A 16,939-nucleotide genomic window follows, 5' to 3' on the forward strand; every position below is an offset into this window, starting at 1 on the left:
ATCGGTTTATGCCGGTGCTTTTTTTATTCAGTGATAACACGAATTGCACAAATTCCCACAGCTTACAAAAAACCTAAATTTGTGAAAATTTGTGCAATTCGTGTTTGTTTTTAGAAGCTATTCCGGCTATCCATTCCAATCTTTTTGTTTTTAAAGAAAAAACAAAAAGGATTTGCCATTCCTATCCGGGCTATAATCGGCAATGATAGAACGTTCGCATGACATTCGCTAATTCGCTAATTGTCAAATTCACTAATTGATTTACATTTGTAAAATGAACTGGATTTCCAATTTATTCAAATCACAACCCAAAGAAACCATCGATCCCATGAAGAAATTCCTTATCGTCGGCCTCGGCAACATCGGCGCAGAATACGTCAATACACGCCACAATATCGGATTTAAAATCTTAGATTTTCTGGCCAACCAGGAATCAATTTCATTTGAAACCGCGAAGCTCGGCGCTTTGGCTGAATATAAGTTCAAAGGCACGAACTTTTTCTTCTGAAACCCAACACTTACATGAACCTTTCCGGAAAAGCCGTCAAATTCTGGATGGACAAGGAGAATATTCCACTTGAAAATGTACTTGTGATTACAGATGATTTGAATTTACCGTTTGGCTCCATTCGCATCAAACCAAAAGGCAGTGACGGCGGCCACAACGGATTGAAAAATATCAACCTGATTCTGAATACGCAAAATTACGCGCGCTTCCGTTTCGGAATCAGCGACGAATTTAAAAAAGGGCAGCAGGTTAATTATGTGCTTGGCGAATGGGACGAAAATGAAAAAGCAAAACTCCCTGAAAGATTAAAGCTTTCAGCTGAAATCATCCAGTTTTTCGGTACTGCCGGACTCGAAAATACTATGAATACCTTCAACGGAAAATAAAAAGGGAAGACATTATGTCTTCCCTTTTAGCGATAAGAAAATTGTGATTATTGCACCACAATTCTTTTTACTTCCTTGTTTTCGCCATCAGAAACCGACAGCATGTAAATTCCGGCCTGAGCGTTTTGCAATTTGATATTTTCGTTGAAATTGCCACTTCCGGCGTAATTATTCTCGAAAATTATTCTTCCTCTCATATCATAAACCGCAACATTGATCTTGTCTGACGCCAATTTATCAGACTGGATATTGAAAGTCCCGTTATTCGGATTCGGATATACGGCAAAATTAAACAAATTGTTGCCTGTAACGCCTAAAGGCATCTCGACGGCACAAATGTTAAGGCTCCAGTTGGTCAGTGAGCCACCATCTCCTTGTTGTGTGTCTTGTACTTTCAATGTCCATGTTCCTGTAGAAGATTGCCCGATTAGCGCGCTTAATGGCTGCAATGGTCTTACCGTTCCTGAAATAACAGGACTTGAAGTACCGCAGACTAATGCGCCCCCGGCATCATCAAAAGTAGCATTGACATTGTTCTTGTCGTCGCATAACCCTGAGAATAACTGTACTTGCGTTCCGGCCGGACTTACGAGCGTTACAACCAAATCTGATACATAACTATGATTGATTTTAACATAAGCGTTAATGTCAGAAATTGTTACGCCAGCAGGAATATTAAGCGTCGAAGTTACGGTAGCTGCCGTGTTTGCCGAAATGGTAACCGGAACGTTGGTAGCCGCTGTAGTCGTACAAACGATATGTCCAGTCCTGAATTTATTTGGAGCACTGTAAACGCCATCGCAAGCAGTATTTTTAGGTTTTACCCTCCAGTAATAATCGGTCAGTTCTGTCAATCCGCCAGCGGTGAAATTTGTTGATGTTGTTTGGGTAGTTGAAACCAGATTAGTAAAATCAATGTCTGTAGCCACTTCAACATCATAAGAAACCGCATTAACAGCTGAAGCCCATACAAGGTTTACGTCAACCGGCAAATTTTCAGTATTGTTGGCCGGAGTCGTCAGAATGACAGGCGAAAGTCCGAGTCCAAGGTAAAAATTAGCAGTTTTAATAACATCTCCTGCAGTTGAAGTTACGGCAATAGTATAAGATCCTGTAGTTACGGCATTAAGATTATTTACAGTCATGGTCACCTGGGCCTGAAGCCGTAGCAGAAGCTGGCGAAAATGCAACTGTCGCGCCATCAGGAACACCAGCAGCAGAGAAAGTAGCCTCGGTGTTAAACCCATTATAAGCGATATAATCAAAAGTATAAGTCACCTGATTGTCTGAACAGCTTATTTTATTTTGTTCTCCCGCCACACCTGAAAACGCAATCGCCTGGGTTGAAGGCGCAGTAGTTGTAGAAAAATTGGTATTACACACATCAAAGAAAATATTGTTGTGTCCTTTTACCATAATTCTGTTTGTTGTTCCGACGGTATTTGGCACAGTGACAACTTCTGACCCATCGTTAGGTACCATACTTGCCAATAAAGTTTGGAAGCCTAAAGTTGTAGCATTGCTGGTGTAGTAAATGTCTACGTAAGGTGTGTCGATTCCGTTTGCAGTCGTACCGGCAACGTTCCAGTTAACCGTCAGGTTGGAACCGCCTGCAAGGGAGACATTTGTATTGGGTGCCGTTATGGCAAACGGTCCTGCCGCGCTGGTAACGTGAACTGTCATCCCATCCTGATTGGTCTGGCCTCCTGCAACGGCATTATCCCTTACGGTAAGCATAAAATTTAAATCTCTTGTGATTGACGGAAGCGCTTCAAATGCAGATGCTGGCTGATTAGCAAGGATTTTGGTAAGCGCAGGAAAATAACGCACCGGTTCTGCGGTTGGAGCAAAAGACCTGAAATTCGGACCTGAAGCTTTTGTTGCAGAAGCCCTGCTCGCATTTCCAGTAAGTGCAAGCGAAGAGTCGTCGTTTTCTTCCCAAGTATAAGTAAGGGCGTCTCCTGCATTGCTATCAGTGCCTGCGCCTGTTAAAATAAATGGTGTTGATTTTGGAATTGTATAATTGTTACCTGCTTCTGCAATAGGCGTGCTGTTAGCGATTGGTGTGGTAACCGGACATGATTTTGTAGCAAGGTTATCCTGAATCTGAACGATATTGGCAAACAAGAAATAATCGTCAGAATGCGCCTGAACATCAGTGGTTGTACCTGTAATTCCGGCATAGCCCATAATGGTCGAGCCGCTTCCCGGTTCTAAATTGGTGCCGCTTCCCTCGTAATTCATAGAAAATGAGTGCGTAGCGCCCAATTGATGGCCCATTTCATGCGCTACATAATCGATGTCGAATGTGTCTCCTTCGGGAACATCGTCGGCCGGAGAGGTAATTCCGCTTCCTTTCTGTCCCGCTACACAAACGCAACCGATACAACCGGCATCACCACCACCACCAGATGCGCCAAATAAATGGCCGATGTCGTAGTTAGCGTTTCCTATTGTTGCTGTCAGGTTGGCCTGTAATTCGTCATTCCAATTGGTTATCTCATCAGCATCAGAATAAGGATCTGATACAGCGTTGGTATAAATGATGTCAGTTTCGTTGGCAATAAGGTTCAATTGCACAGCAAGGTCAATGTTGTAAACACCGTTTACTCTTGTCATAGTTGCATTCATCGCCGCTAATGCCAATGCAGCCGTGCCGCCGTGATAAGTGGTATATTCACCTGTACAGGATAATGCCAGGCGCATGGTCTTAAAATTACCTGCGCTGGATCTGTTAACGGAAGTATTTAACTCTTTATTGATGGCAATATCCTCAGTCTTACAAACCAATGGTAAAGAAGAGGCGGTTCTGGTTTTCGAGTCAAACAGCACGTAAACACTATTGTCCTTAGTGTAGGGCTCGATAAATTCTGATCCTTTATCGGCTCTTAAAATCATCGTCTCAATACCTTTTGGCGAAAGGCTGAAAAATAATGTAGCCGTTCTGTCGGTGATACCTTTTCCGATGTAAGACCTGATTTCAGGGAATCGTGCCTGTAATTCAGGAACGAAATTTGATTTTTCCCAAACGGAAAATTGTTCTGTTTCACCGGAAGCATTCGGAATGCTGATAACGATTCCTTTTTGTCCCGAAGACCTGTCGGTAACATTTGCAAGTGCATTTTTAAGCGCGGTTACGTCCAGTTGAAAAAATTGCTCGTTTTCAGAATAAGAAGTGTTTCTCTTTTTCTCCAAACTGGCAAAAGACTGCTTATCGACCTTTTGCCAAATGCCTTTTTGGGCAGAAGCGGCAAACGATACAAAAGCAAAAAATAAAAGTAATGCGTTTTTCATTTTAATAAGGGGGTTTTTAGTCAAAAATTCAAAAAGTTGACAAATGTATTGAAAAAAATGCCGAAATTTATGCCAAACAACATTAAAACTTTTATTAAAATCTGTTAAAATTAATCTGTCGAAACCGTTAAATATTAAGAAGTTATGAAAAAAATCTACGCTATCGTTATAGTCGTTTTATTGTCCGGATGCAAGCCTTTGGCTAATAAAGGCGAAGTTGAAATTTCTGGCTCAGATTGTCCGAAAGATGGTACTTGTTCCATAAAAATTTTCAATAATAAATCCATTACAACGAAATCAGATGAAAATAATGAGAATTTTCATTACGAAATGGTTGAAAATACAACTAAAAACACTGTTGTTTTCGAATATTCTAAGGATGTGCCAAAAGGCGTTATGGATGCCGGTTTGCGTGAAGAAATAACTGTTGAATTTGACAATAATATCAAACCAATGAAAATATACTGACTTGCCGGCAGTTTTCGGTCGCTTCTGTTATTGTAAAGGCGCTACCGGATATTACAAAATCAGAAATGGGACTTTAACCGTTTCGGAAAATGAAGGGAAGCAACAATTCCTTTTTGAGTTTAAAGTTGATGAGGTGCCTCAAATCCTTCGAAGTATCGAATTTAAGATTAAATAAAAAAAGCGCTTCTGTTTCCGGAAGCGCTTTTTTTATATAGAAATTTATAATTATTGAATTACAATTCTTTTCACGTCTTTGTTTTTTCCGTCTGAAACCGACAACATATAAATACCGGCTTCAGCATTCTGGAGCGAAATGGTTTCATTAAAATCATTGCTTCCCGCAAACTCTTTACTGAAAATGATTCTTCCTCTTACATCATAAACCTGCATTTCAATTTTATCTGAAGTGAATTTGTCAGATTTCACATTGAAAATACCTTTGTTTGGATTCGGATAAACTGAGAAATCAAATAATGATGGCCCGTTAACCCCCAAAGGTGCAGATGTGATTGTAAAGTTGGTATTTGAAACGTCAAAGAATATATTATCATGGCCCATAACCATTATCCTGTTGGTTGATCCAACATTGTTCGGAACAATGATGTTTGCTGAGCCATTGTTTGGTACAGCTGAAGCCAGCAATGTAGGGAAGGTCAGACCGCCATTAGTTGAAATATAAATATCAACAAGAGGTGTGCTGATTGGAGCTACATCGGTACTGGCAACATTCCATGTTACGGTTTGGGTTGTAAATGCCGGCCATGAAACATTAGTTGTTGGAGCAGTTACAGTAAACGGGGTCGATCCTGAGAATGTCAAAGTCATTGTTTTACGGTCGGTTTGTCCACCATTAACAGTATTGTTGTCTCTTACAGTAAGTACAAAATGCATTACTCTTTCAATTGAAGGCACTTTTTCATAAGTTGGTGTAAGGTTATTGGCAATAATACTCGATAATATAGGCATATACCTGTCAGGTGAAGTACTTGGAGTCCGTGACCTGAAATTAGGGCTTACTGAAGTAGCAGCATTAGGAACAGAGGAAGCTGTACCTGCATCAGATTGTTCCCAGCAATAAGTTAGAGCATCATTTTCAGGGTCAGTGCCATTTCCTTTCAATACAAAAGCTGTACTGATTGGAATTGTATAATTGGTGAGTGTTGCAATAACGGGGTGCTGATTAGGGTTGACAGTGTTTACAGAACAGGTTCCGCTTCCACTTACTTTTAAGTCCATTTCCATCATACTTCTATAGCTAAAATGCGCTTCAGAATGGTTAGCAACGTTTTGTGGTGCACAAATTCCGGCATAAGCCATAATAGTTGTTCCGCTTCCCGGCTCAACTGCAGTTGAGGCATTTCTGTTACCGCTGCATGAACCCGTTTCACTATTGAAAGTATGGTTGGCGCCGTATTGGTGACCCATTTCGTGCGCAACATAATCAATATCGTAGGCGTCACCAACCGGACAGGAGATCCTGTAACACCTCTTGCTTTTTGCGTTGAATTACAGATTGAACCCAATGCAGCAATACCACCACCACCGGTAGAAAAATATGTCCGATATCATAATTAGCGCTGCCAATATTAGACGTTACGAATGCTTGGTTTTCACCCAATAATGTTCGACCATCGTCATTAGTGAAACCATCATCTGTGGTCAAAGAAATCAGGATATCAGTATTGGATATCAATACCATAGTGAGTGACATGTCTCTTTCAAATACACCATTAACCCTCACCATTGTTACGTTCATAGCAGCAAGAACGGCTGCCCTTTTTTGTTGTACAGTTCCTCCGCTCAAACCGGCAGCATTAATATGGTAGGTAGAATATTCTATCGTAGTAGAAAGTGCCAGTCTGTAAGTCCTGAACAATCCTGTGTTTGACTGTGTGCTGTTGGCGTTTTTGCCCTCAGTATGATCTTCGTCAGATTCACCGATAACCTGACAACTAAAACCTTCAGGATCAGGAAGACTTTCCCTTGAATAAACGATATAATTTTTTAAATCTTTCGTATAAGTGTCGATATAACTCGTCCCTTCAGCAGCATAACGCATCACGTGCAAACCAAAAATGGTCGTCGTAAAACGAATGGAAGCATAGCGGTTGTCTACGCCTACACCAATATATGCCTGGATTTCAGGATAACGCGCAGCCAAATCCGAAGCCATAATCGAAGCTTCGTAAATTCTGAAAGTTTCAAAACCACCTTCGGGTGTTGGGAATGACATCAATACATTTGAAGTGATATGACTGTTTCTTGAAGGCGCTGCCGCTAACTGCGTTTTCATCGCCTCAAGGTTCAGGCTGTAAACCAGAAAATCCGAAGGCGTATGTTTTCTATCGCTTTTTTGGATGTTACTGATAGTGTTGCCATCGATTCTGGTTCACAGTTTCTTGTCCTGTGCATTTCCGGAAAGGAAAAAACCAAAAGCAAACGATAAGAGTAGAATTTTTTTCATGATCAGAAAATTTATTTTAGGAGTCAAAATTAACGAATTTTGCGTAAAATATGCATTACATCATTTCTTTTTTTGCACAAATCTTTGATAAACATCTCTTTATTATACACTTTTTTGCAGAATAGATTTATTTTTCCGAAAAGCATCCGCGTTTTGATTAATATTTACGGGCGAAGCAGTATTTTTTTCTGCGGATAGCCTAAATTTGTAAAGTTAAAACTGATGCCTTGAAGATTTTTCATTCGATTACCGATTTCAGCTCCGATGCCAAAACAATTGTAACGTTAGGGACTTTTGATGGCGTCCATATCGGACACACCAAAATCATTGAAAGGCTTTTGCAAAACGCTTCAGATTCCGGCTGTGAAACACTTTTGCTCACATTTTTCCCGCATCCGCGGATGGTTTTACAAGACCAATCAGAGATTAAACTGCTCAATACCATCGGCGAAAAATCAATGCTGCTCGAAAAAACCGGGCTTGACAATCTCGTCATTCATCCTTTCGACAAGGTTTTTTCGAGACTTACGGCAGAAGAATTTGTGAAAAATATTCTCGTTGACCAATTCAACATCAGTAAAATAATCATCGGACATGATCACCGTTTTGGCAGAAATCGCACCGCAAGTATTGATGATCTGGTTGTTTTTGGCGATTTATACGGATTTGAGGTCGAACAGATATCACCACAGGAAATCAACGAAGTTGCCGTCAGTTCCACCAAAATCCGCAATGCCCTCAAGGACGGAAATATTACTTTGGCCAATAAATATCTGGGTTACCATTATATGCTGACCGGAACCGTCGTAAAAGGAAAACAACTCGGACGAACACTCGGCTATCCAACGGCGAACATCCATATTCCTGAAACTTACAAACTTGTCCCGCAACATGGCATTTATGTTGTGAGCAGTGAAATCGATGGAAAATTGGTTTACGGAATGATGAGCATCGGCACCAATCCGACTGTAGGCGGGGAAAGTGAAACCATCGAAATCAATTATTTCGATTTGGATGAAGATCTTTACGGACGCACGATTTCGGTTTCGATTTTAAGCCGTATCCGCGATGAAGAGAAATTCAATTCGATTGAAGCGTTGAAAGAACAATTGCATCGCGACAAAATCATTTCGTTGGAATTTATCAAAAAGGGCAGCAATGACGAAGAAGTTACTTTCACCGATTGATAATGCCCCGCTGATTCTCTTCCGGATTTGTTTCGGTTTATTGCTGGCCTGTGAGGCTTTCGGTGCGATTTTGACGGGTTGGGTGAAAAACAATTTCATCATCCCCAAATTCACTTTTTCTTATATAGGGTTCGAATGGGTGCAACCACTTCCGGGAAACGGCATGTATATTTACTTCGCCTTTATGGGAATTTTCGGCATTTTAGTAATGTTGGGATATCGTTATCGGTTGAGCATGTCGCTTTATACTTTGTTATGGACGGGCGCTTATCTGATGCAGAAATCTTCCTATAACAATCACTATTATCTGGTTTTGCTGATTTGTGTTATTATGATTTTTCTTCCGGCAAATGCCTGGTTTTCACTTGATGCAAAACGAAATCCGAAAATAAAAAATACTGCGATGCCTTATTGGTGCTCGTTCATGATGATTTTTCAGGTGGCGATTGTTTATTTTTTTGCAGCGATTTCAAAATTATATCCAGGCTGGATGGACGGCAGTTTTATCAATCTTGCTTTTCACGGTTCGCCTTATTTTAAACATGCGGCTTCGGTTTTGGGCGCGCACTGGTTCCAGCTTTTCATCGCTTATTCCGGATTTGGGTTTGATTTGCTGATTGTTCCGTTATTATTGTGGAGGAAAACAAGAACTACTGCTTTCATCGGCTGCCTGATATTTCACCTGTTCAATTCGATTTTTTTCCAGATTGGAATTTTCCCGTTTCTGGCACTGAGTTTCGTGGTATTCTTTTATCCACCGGAAAGTATCAGAAAAATATTTTTCCCGAAGAAACCAATCCTGCAAGATGACGCGGTTGTTTCGCGGCATGCAAACGTTCTGAAATATTGCTTCATTCCGTATTTCATAATACAATTGGCACTTCCTGTTCGGCATTATTTTATCAAAGGCGATGTGCTTTGGACGGAAGAAGGCCACCGCCTGAGCTGGCGCATGATGTTGCGGATGCGGCACGGAATGGTGCAATTTAAAGTAGTCGACAAAAAAACCAATGTTGAAGAAATCTACAATTATCACAAAGTACTGACGCCGAAACAATGCGTTTTCGTACAATCCAAACCAGACGGCATCTGGCAAATGGCACAATACATCAAAAAAGAGTATGAAGCTAAAGGACAATCAGTGCGCGTTTTTGTAAATTGTAAAGTGGCACTCAATGACGACGCCTTCATGACGTTCATCAATCCGGAAACAGATTTGGCTTCGGCAAAATGGGATTACTGGTTTCATAATGAATGGATTCTGCTTTATGATGATAACGGGAATCTGATTCCGTAGGCAAAATCTTCTTAAAATTTGATTTCATCAATTCCCAAGGCAATATTAAAATTGTTCTATTTTTTCGTTAAAAAGATAAATTATTAAGCATTATTGCGTAATTTTAGTAGATAAATGTTTAACTAATTTTATTACGAATTACCTTGTAATAAGAAAACCCAAAACCAACTGTTATGAAATTTACAAGAGAAGTTACCAACGGAATCATCATTTTTTTAGGAATCGGGATTTACTTTTTGGCGCTTGAATTCCTCGGACTTTCACAATATCCCGCACTGCGGATTTTCAATATTATTTTCGTGATTTATGGCGTAAACAGGACTATCAAAGGCAATAAGGAAGCTGGCGTTCGCGGTTACAATACCAATTTTCTCGCGGCTGTCATCACTTCGATGATTGGTGCGATCCTGAGTGTTGGTGCACTATTGGCCTATATTTACGCTCACGGTGGAGAATCGTATATTAAGAATCTTTCCGACAGTTATATTTTCGGAGGCGGCGAAATCTCCATCTGGCAATATTCAATCGGTCTTTTATTCGAATCGGTTGCGGCATCATTAATGGTATCTTTCTGCCTGATGCAATATTGGAAAGATAAAGTAGAAGTCATCAATAAAGTCGATTAAGAAGAGAAAAGAATCAAGACAAAAATCAAAAAATCAAGGGCTAAGGGCAAGAAATTACGCAAACTGCATAATTCTTGATTCTTGGCTCTTGCTTCTTTTTCTTAAACAGGAATTCCCTACTTTTGAACCAACCAAAATATGCAGGCATGAGTACAACAAAACATAACTGACCAAAGAAGAAATTCTCGATATATACAACAAACCGATGATGGATTTGCTTTTCGAAGCCGCCGCCATCCATCGCGAATACCACGACCCGAACGTCGTGCAGGTTTCTACCTTATTATCAATCAAAACCGGCGGCTGCCCTGAGGATTGCGGCTATTGCCCGCAGGCGGCACGTTACCACACAGACATTCAGGGAAATGATTTGATGTCGGTTTCGCAGGTAAAAGCACAGGCTTTGCGTGCCAAAGCAGGTGGTTCTTCACGGGTTTGCATGGGTGCAGCTTGGAGAAACGTGAAAGACGGACCTGAATTCGACCAGGTGCTTGAAATGGTACGCACCATCAACAAACTCGATATGGAAGTTTGCTGTACGCTCGGAATGATTACCGAAAACCAGGCACAACGTCTTGCTGAAGCCGGATTGTATGCATACAACCACAATTTAGACACTTCAGAAGAATATTATAAGGAAGTCATTTCGACACGCGGTTTCGAAGACCGTTTGCAGACGATAGAAAACGTCCGCAAAACCAACGTAACAGTTTGTAGTGGCGGTATCATCGGGATGGGTGAAAGCATCGATGACCGTGCAGGAATGCTCGTAGCGCTTTCAACACTAGACCCCCAACCGGAATCAGTGCCAATCAACGCATTGGTCGCGGTCGACGGAACACCGATGGAAGACGAAAAACCAGTCGAAATCTGGGAAATGATACGAATGGTTGCCACGACAAGAATCGTAATGCCGCAAACGCAGGTGCGTCTTTCTGCCGGGAGGATGAACATGAGCAGAGAAGGACAGGCGATGTGTTTCTTTGCCGGCGCCAACTCGATTTTTGCAGGCGATAAATTACTCACGACGCCAAACCCGAATGTAGATGAAGACATGAAAATGTTCGATATGCTCGGTTTGAAACCACAAAAACCTTTCGTGAAAATGGCGCAGCCGGAAACCGTTGAGGCTGAAGATTCTCAATTTGCCGCTTTAGGCGAAAAACCAAAATGGTCGCGTCCGGGACATTCAATTGAACGCAATCTGGAGGCTTCACAAAAAGCAAAAGTTTAGCATTTCTTTATGTTGAAGGATTGTTAAATCGATTCCTAAAAAAATAATCGTTTCTTAACTTAGCTCTTAGTGCTTTACTAAGAGCTTTTTTTATTACCAGAAACAACCAAAAAATGAGTTTAGAACTAACCCAGATTGAACGCGTAAAAACCATTTCGAAAGAAGATTTCTATAACAATTACGTGAAAAAACAAAAGCCCGTCGTTGTCGAACAATTGATTTCCGACTGGCCGGCTTATTCCAAATGGAATCTAGAATATATTAAAAACATTGCAGGTGACCAGACGGTTCCGCTGTATGACGACCGTCCGGTTACACATAAGGAAGGCTTCAATCAGGCACATGCCAAAATGAAAATGGCTGATTATATTGATTTGCTGAAATCGAAGCCAACAAATTATCGCATATTCCTTTATAACCTGATTAAAGAAGTCCCGGGATTGAAAGCGGATTTCAAATTTCCGGATATTGGATTAAGATTGATAAAACAGTTGCCGATGTTATTTTTCGGTGGAGAAAATTCACGTGTGTTCATGCATTATGACATCGATTACCCGAATATACTTCATTTTCATTTTCACGGAGAAAAGCGCTGCATGATTTTTCCGCCCGACCAAACACCATTTTTGTACAAAGTACCACATGCCTTAATTGCCCGGGAAGACATCGATTTTGACAATCCGGATTATGATAAATGGCCAGCCCTTGGAAATGCAAAAGGCTTTGTATGTAATCTGAAACACGGCGAAATGCTTTACATGCCTGAAGGTTATTGGCATTATATGAAATACCTGACACCGGGTTTTTCGATGAGCCTAAGAGCTTTTCCGAGAAATATCACTAACCTTTCGAAAGCGGCGTACAATGTTTTTATTATGCGTTATTTCGATAATACGATGCGCAAGCTGAAAGGACAACAATGGATAGATTACAAAAATGAACAGGCAATTATCCGTACCAACAGAAATCTGGAAAAATTGAAAAATAAGGTTTTAGTGCCTCATTCTAATTAAATGATAGAATCACTTTTCTGGTTGCCGCCTGTCGCGCCTGGATAAGTATTTTGGGCGAAGCCGGCATTCATAACCAACGACACGATGATAGCCAATCCTGAGAATTTCATTTTTCTGTAAGAGATTGGCTATTCATATCATTGATTTATAAAGTCATGCATCAGAATATTAGTTTGCGCGTAACGACTACGCCATTTGCTAAAGTAACTTTTACAATAAGCGTTTGCTGGTTCAATACAATGTCTGAAGCAAAATAAGTATTGTTATTAATCTGGTTTTTCTCAAAAACTTTTCTTCCCAGAAGGTCAAACACAACAATTTTATCAATGGCTTCGGTTTGAGATTTTATCTTGAGTTGGTTTTTGTCTTTAGCAATGATGACGCTGTTGGCATAATCAACTTCACCTGTGCCCAGGTTTCCATTCGTGTAACGCAATACAAAACGGTCGTTATAAGTTCCTGGTGCTGATTCGAAAGTATAAGCCGATGCTTTAAGGTCATGAATTACATTCAATACATTATCCTGAAGATAAATATCCTGGTCTGAATGAAAACAACCCGTCAGTGTGGTCAATAGTAATTGTATTAGCACCTGTAGTCGGAATTGTCACGCTGAGCGGAACAATATCATTCACGTCAAATGGCAATGCACGGCCCTGGATAACCATATTTTGCGTGTTCACTATAGAAGAAATGTTAAGTGGATTATCGGTAAAATTGTAACCGTCAAAACCTGAATCATAACCATTCGTGGCTTCCGGAACATATCCGACAAGTGTTTGCCTGAACATATTGTCAGTGTTTGTAATGTTGAGCCATATCCTGTTTTCTCCAGATTCAGCCGGTTCGCTGTTACTACTTCTGAAGAATTGATTGTTGCTTGCTGCATCAGTGCGGTATCTCATCAGGTTGTTGAATACAATCCCGTCATTTGATTTCAGGGTGGCAAAAATCCCTGGCCGCATCCGATTTTTCCTGTTGGTGTCAGTGCGCTTCCTCCTGTAGTAGTACCGCCGGTTTTGTTCCAGCTGGCATAATCATTCGCGGTGTAAACCCAATTGGTAAGTGGCGTTGTAGATGTCCAGAAATACAACGTTCCTTCAATACTTGACGAATTGGTGTTTACAAAAGTCGTGGCATCCAACGCACATGGATACGGGTTTGCAAGCAGGACTGTATTTCCTGAAGCTTGAGGTGTTCCGCCTGAATCATAACTTTGAGCGGCCACATTAATAGTACCGTTATTAGGTGTTCCGTTAAAATAAAAGCTTGCAGATCCGGCACCATTATCGTTTATTCTTGTAATAAAACCTTTTCCGGCTGTTGTGCTTTCCAAACCAACCCAGGCCCCGTCATATGCGCCGCCAGTCTGCCATGTATAAGTGTAATCAAAGCTCGACGGTATCTGCGAAAAAACATCTTCTACAACCGGCGATCCCCAATAAATATAATCGTTTGCAGCCATTGAACGGCTTGTTCTTATCGCAGTTATCAATCCGGTGTCTGTAACACCATCGTTGATTTGTACAAGGCTTCCACTGTCTTTTACGGTAATGGCATCATCTACAGAAGCAATAGCGTTGGTAACTGTCAGTAACCTGTTGGCGGCGATTTCTAAAGTTCCCGCTGTTATTGACAAATCACGTCCGACAAGCACTTCGTCTGGCGTCCCTAATATTTTCTTTCCGGTACCAGAAATACCAACGTCGCTGTATGAAGCAAATGGTGTGATGGTTTGGATATTAGGATTAACGGCTGTGTATTCAATTTTAGAACCTGTCGCAAGCGTAATTGACGGCCCGCCATTTGTTACAGTATCGATACCTGTCGTAGTACTTCCCGTGAAGCCTGCATTGTTTTTGAGTTTAAAGACAGCATTATTATTCACTGTAAAACTGCCTCCTGATTGGAACTTAATACCACTTGTTGATGATCCGTTGGAGACATTCGTGCCATTGACAATTATCTTGGCATAATTTATCGGAGCCAATGTCTGTTCGCAGCCTTACAACTCCTGCGCCTGATGAATTTGCAAATTCAATCGTTGAGGTAGGGGCAAGGCTGTAAGTGCCACCCGCATCGGGTTTGTCTCCTGCGCCATCGGTTATATAGCGGCTGTTGCCTGTCATGCTGAAGTTAGTGGCAGTACCTCCTATCGCATACGTTCTGGCATTAAGAATAGAATTTTCAGTAACTTTTATAGTGCCGTTAACCGTAGTTCCGTTACTTACCGCTTTATAATCTGTACCCAGCGTATTGCTTCCTGAAGTTGTCAGGTTGTAATAAGCAGGTGTTCCGGAAAGGATTTGCATGGCATTATTACCACTGAGGTTTATCGTCCCGCCAGTCAGCGAATACCTGCTGTAGGCTGCCAGTTGCGGCAGGTAATTGGTCAATGGAGCTGCGGTTATCGATGCGATATTATATTCGCCGTCAGACATAACCAGGCGTCCGGTTCCTGTAAAATCTGCGGTACTCGTTCCCATGACAATTCCCTTGCGAATCTCCAGTCTTCCGCCTTGAGCGTCCAGCGTAGTTGCTGAAGAAATACCAACATTACCGGAAAGCGTAAATGTTTTTGTATTATCTCCCAATTCTATGATTACAAATTTGGCTGATGAAGCTGCAGGTAATCCGGTTCCGGGAACCTGATTGGTTTTTCCGATGTAATGGTATTTTGCAACAGAATTATAAACAGGAGCATTAGTTGTCTGAACGTTTCCGGTTGTTCCGGATGTTGCTGAGATTCCGTCAGGCGATGAAATCTTTAAAGTTGCAGCCTGTTCCGCCGTAAATTTAGAACCTGTCGAATAACTTGTGATATTTAGCGGCGTACTGCCATTAAAGTTAAAATCAAGCACACCACCAGTGCTTCCGCTACCGTTAACAGTAAAGGTGGCATTTTTCCCTAATTCCAGGTTTTGGTTGATCAATTGCACATAAGAGCCTGCTTTTGCATAAAAATCTATGTATTGATTTCTGGTTGTACCTGCAGATGCAATGCTGATAGTCTGCGTTGTAGCGGCAGTAAGTCCATCGCCGGTTCCATTAAAATTAAAGATTCCCTGATTTACGGTGTTTGAACTTCTCAGAAGAGACGACGCGCCGACAGTCAGGTCACCACCAATATTTATGGTAGAAGTACTGGCATGTAAAGTGGTGGTAGCATTGCCATCCATATCAATATTTGCGCCAGTACCGCTTATTGTTATATTTCCTAAAACATTTAAGGTCGCATTCAATACTTCGGTATTACTATTTGTAAGACGGAATGCACTTGTTCCGCTATTGGTGAAATCGCCATTTACAGTAATTGAACTCGTGCCGGCAGTAGTAAGTTCTGTAATGCTGTTGCTGCCATAACCGGGCTCGATAATCAGGTTTCCTTTGATGGTAGTAGAATAGTTACCTTCGCAAATGCGCATATTGTCAGTATTGCTCTTGAAAATCAGGTTCCCGGCGGCCAATGTTTTCGTGAAGTTCTTCGGAAGCAATTGTAATTTCCCTGCCGATACATCTACAATCACGTTTCCAAAACAGGCGCCATTATATTCGCTGACGTCGTCCTTGCTGTCCATGAAAAGTGAATTGCTGGTATTGTCTACTACTTTGATATAGAAATTCGAATTCGCATGGAATTTTTCGGTACCATTCCAGACAGATATTGCATTTCCATTCGTATGCTTGAAGGTGAAAGTAGCATTGTCTTCAACCTCTAATATACCATTAACAATCATACCGTTGCTTTCCTTGTTAAAAGTACCTCCTGTTTTTACTGTAAGGTTGGTGAAAGTTGGCGTAACAGTACTCGTGCTCAGCGTACCTCCGTTGTCGATAACTACATTGTCAGCGTTATTGGTTCCGTTTAACGTGATGTTTTTTGTGATGTATACGACATTTGAAGTCCCTGTCGATGGATACACTCCAATACCAAGGTCTACCGGTTCGGCCCGATGTTTGTATCTGCCAGGTTGCCGTGTTGTTTCCGGGACTGCTACTCCATACGCCGTCAGTTTTTGTAAAATAGGTTCCCACTGCAAAAGAGGAGATGATAAAACTTGCACTTGTAGTTCCGACTAAAGCACCGCTACTGGCATTAAGGGTATAAGTTCCTGCTGATGTGTGTATGACAGTGCTAAAAGTCGCCAGTCCGGCTGCTGCTGCTGCACTTATCGGATCGCCAGTCATGGTTCCGGTCGGGTTCGTAATACTGATGTTGGCAGTATAATCAAGGTGCCCTGTTCTGATTAACGTCAATCGCAGCAACTGTTGGAGACGGTGACATTGTAGCAGCAATTGTACCGTTGCTTGGCTGCTGGATAAATCTTAAACGATCAGCTGTAACCTCAAGTCTGTTCCTGTCTAATGTGGTATTTGACACTACACTTGTAAAGGCACTGAACAAGGATGAAGTATTGCTGCCGGTAGCGGCCACATTTGCGTTGGCAATCGTTACTTGAAA

The 16,939-nt window shown here is 41.4% G+C and carries 15 protein-coding genes and 2 pseudogenes; 7 read left to right on the forward strand and 10 right to left on the reverse strand.

Features of this window, described 5'->3' with window-relative positions; genetic code table 11:
- Positions 1-328: 328 nt before the first annotated feature.
- A pseudogene (pth, locus tag ACSLFW_RS04855) lies at positions 329-894 on the forward strand (aminoacyl-tRNA hydrolase).
- A gap of 47 nt (positions 895-941) precedes the next feature.
- Here the strand turns inward: pth and ACSLFW_RS04860 are convergent.
- Both ACSLFW_RS04860 and ACSLFW_RS04865 read right to left on the reverse strand, forming a co-directional pair.
- Positions 942-2,039, reverse strand: a complete 1,098-nt coding sequence (locus ACSLFW_RS04860) for a proprotein convertase P-domain-containing protein (RefSeq protein ID WP_436554862.1) — start codon at positions 2,037-2,039, stop codon at positions 942-944.
- Entirely contained in the window at positions 2,026-4,188 is a 2,163-nt protein-coding gene (locus ACSLFW_RS04865) for a reprolysin-like metallopeptidase (RefSeq protein WP_436554863.1), read from the reverse strand. Before ACSLFW_RS04865 ends, ACSLFW_RS04860 begins: the two co-directional genes overlap by 14 nt.
- A 144-nt stretch (positions 4,189-4,332) precedes the next feature.
- On the opposite strand from ACSLFW_RS04865, the gene ACSLFW_RS04870 reads away from it, so the two are divergent.
- On the forward strand, positions 4,333-4,656 hold the full coding sequence (locus ACSLFW_RS04870) for a hypothetical protein (protein WP_436554864.1): 324 nt from the start codon (positions 4,333-4,335) through the stop codon (positions 4,654-4,656).
- 225 nt (positions 4,657-4,881) lie between these two features.
- Here ACSLFW_RS04870 and ACSLFW_RS04875 read toward each other — a convergent pair whose 3' ends face one another.
- Both ACSLFW_RS04875 and ACSLFW_RS04880 read right to left on the reverse strand, forming a co-directional pair.
- Complete coding sequence (locus ACSLFW_RS04875; RefSeq protein WP_436557373.1) at positions 4,882-6,132, reverse strand: T9SS type A sorting domain-containing protein; 1,251 nt, start codon at positions 6,130-6,132, stop codon at positions 4,882-4,884.
- A complete protein-coding gene (locus ACSLFW_RS04880) occupies positions 6,113-6,949 on the reverse strand; it encodes a reprolysin-like metallopeptidase (protein ID WP_436554865.1) in 837 nt (278 codons plus the stop codon). The genes ACSLFW_RS04875 and ACSLFW_RS04880 overlap by 20 nt, the downstream gene beginning before the upstream one ends.
- Before the next feature lie 398 nt (positions 6,950-7,347).
- On the opposite strand from ACSLFW_RS04880, the gene ACSLFW_RS04885 reads away from it, so the two are divergent.
- The 5 genes and pseudogenes from ACSLFW_RS04885 (at position 7,348) to ACSLFW_RS04905 (ending at position 12,477) form a co-directional block, all read left to right on the forward strand.
- Complete coding sequence (locus tag ACSLFW_RS04885; protein WP_436554866.1) at positions 7,348-8,307, forward strand: bifunctional riboflavin kinase/FAD synthetase; 960 nt, start codon at positions 7,348-7,350, stop codon at positions 8,305-8,307.
- Positions 8,279-9,604, forward strand: a complete 1,326-nt coding sequence (locus ACSLFW_RS04890; protein ID WP_436554867.1) for an HTTM domain-containing protein — start codon at positions 8,279-8,281, stop codon at positions 9,602-9,604. Before ACSLFW_RS04885 ends, ACSLFW_RS04890 begins: the two co-directional genes overlap by 29 nt.
- 173 nt (positions 9,605-9,777) lie before the next feature.
- Positions 9,778-10,230, forward strand: coding sequence for a hypothetical protein (locus ACSLFW_RS04895; RefSeq protein ID WP_436554868.1), 453 nt, complete (start codon positions 9,778-9,780; stop codon positions 10,228-10,230).
- A gap of 146 nt (positions 10,231-10,376) precedes the next feature.
- Positions 10,377-11,464 (forward strand): annotated as a pseudogene (gene bioB / locus ACSLFW_RS04900) (biotin synthase BioB).
- Between the two features lie 113 nt (positions 11,465-11,577).
- Positions 11,578-12,477, forward strand: coding sequence for a cupin-like domain-containing protein (locus ACSLFW_RS04905; RefSeq protein WP_436554869.1), 900 nt, complete (start codon positions 11,578-11,580; stop codon positions 12,475-12,477).
- Between the two features lie 160 nt (positions 12,478-12,637).
- Here the strand turns inward: ACSLFW_RS04905 and ACSLFW_RS04910 are convergent, their stop codons facing one another.
- Genes ACSLFW_RS04910 through ACSLFW_RS04935 form a run of 6 tightly spaced genes read right to left on the reverse strand, consistent with a single transcriptional unit; the run spans position 12,638 to position 16,912 of the window.
- Positions 12,638-13,051, reverse strand: a complete 414-nt coding sequence (locus tag ACSLFW_RS04910; protein WP_436554870.1) for a T9SS sorting signal type C domain-containing protein — start codon at positions 13,049-13,051, stop codon at positions 12,638-12,640.
- Complete coding sequence (locus ACSLFW_RS04915) at positions 12,996-13,382, reverse strand: hypothetical protein (protein ID WP_436554871.1); 387 nt, start codon at positions 13,380-13,382, stop codon at positions 12,996-12,998. Before ACSLFW_RS04915 ends, ACSLFW_RS04910 begins: the two co-directional genes overlap by 56 nt.
- 32 nt (positions 13,383-13,414) lie before the next feature.
- The gene (locus ACSLFW_RS04920; protein WP_436554872.1) at positions 13,415-14,467 is read right to left on the reverse strand and encodes a hypothetical protein; all 1,053 of its coding nucleotides are present in this window, start codon (positions 14,465-14,467) and stop codon (positions 13,415-13,417) included.
- Entirely contained in the window at positions 14,391-16,400 is a 2,010-nt protein-coding gene (locus ACSLFW_RS04925; RefSeq protein WP_436554873.1) for a hypothetical protein, read from the reverse strand. The genes ACSLFW_RS04920 and ACSLFW_RS04925 overlap by 77 nt, the downstream gene beginning before the upstream one ends.
- Positions 16,330-16,734 carry a hypothetical protein gene (locus tag ACSLFW_RS04930; protein WP_436554874.1) on the reverse strand — a complete coding sequence of 135 codons (405 nt, stop codon included), beginning with the start codon at positions 16,732-16,734 and terminating at the stop codon, positions 16,330-16,332. The genes ACSLFW_RS04925 and ACSLFW_RS04930 overlap by 71 nt, the downstream gene beginning before the upstream one ends.
- Entirely contained in the window at positions 16,706-16,912 is a 207-nt protein-coding gene (locus tag ACSLFW_RS04935; RefSeq protein WP_436554875.1) for a hypothetical protein, read from the reverse strand. The genes ACSLFW_RS04930 and ACSLFW_RS04935 overlap by 29 nt, the downstream gene beginning before the upstream one ends.
- Positions 16,913-16,939 lie beyond the last annotated feature (27 nt).

Origin of the sequence: Flavobacterium sp. 3HN19-14 (genome assembly GCF_051373205.1) — a bacterium.
Classification (GTDB): Bacteria; Bacteroidota; Bacteroidia; order Flavobacteriales; family Flavobacteriaceae; genus Flavobacterium.

Coding starts and splice junctions, on each gene's coding strand:
- ACSLFW_RS04860 (WP_436554862.1), bottom strand. CDS start 2,039: ATGACTGTAAATAATCTTAATGCCGTAACTACAGGATCTTATACTATT.
- ACSLFW_RS04865 (WP_436554863.1), bottom strand. CDS start 4,188: ATGAAAAACGCATTACTTTTATTTTTTGCTTTTGTATCGTTTGCCGCT.
- ACSLFW_RS04870 (WP_436554864.1), top strand. CDS start 4,333: ATGAAAAAAATCTACGCTATCGTTATAGTCGTTTTATTGTCCGGATGC.
- ACSLFW_RS04880 (WP_436554865.1), bottom strand. CDS start 6,949: ATGAAAACGCAGTTAGCGGCAGCGCCTTCAAGAAACAGTCATATCACT.
- ACSLFW_RS04890 (WP_436554867.1), top strand. CDS start 8,279: ATGACGAAGAAGTTACTTTCACCGATTGATAATGCCCCGCTGATTCTC.
- ACSLFW_RS04895 (WP_436554868.1), top strand. CDS start 9,778: ATGAAATTTACAAGAGAAGTTACCAACGGAATCATCATTTTTTTAGGA.
- ACSLFW_RS04905 (WP_436554869.1), top strand. CDS start 11,578: ATGAGTTTAGAACTAACCCAGATTGAACGCGTAAAAACCATTTCGAAA.
- ACSLFW_RS04915 (WP_436554871.1), bottom strand. CDS start 13,382: ATGAGATACCGCACTGATGCAGCAAGCAACAATCAATTCTTCAGAAGT.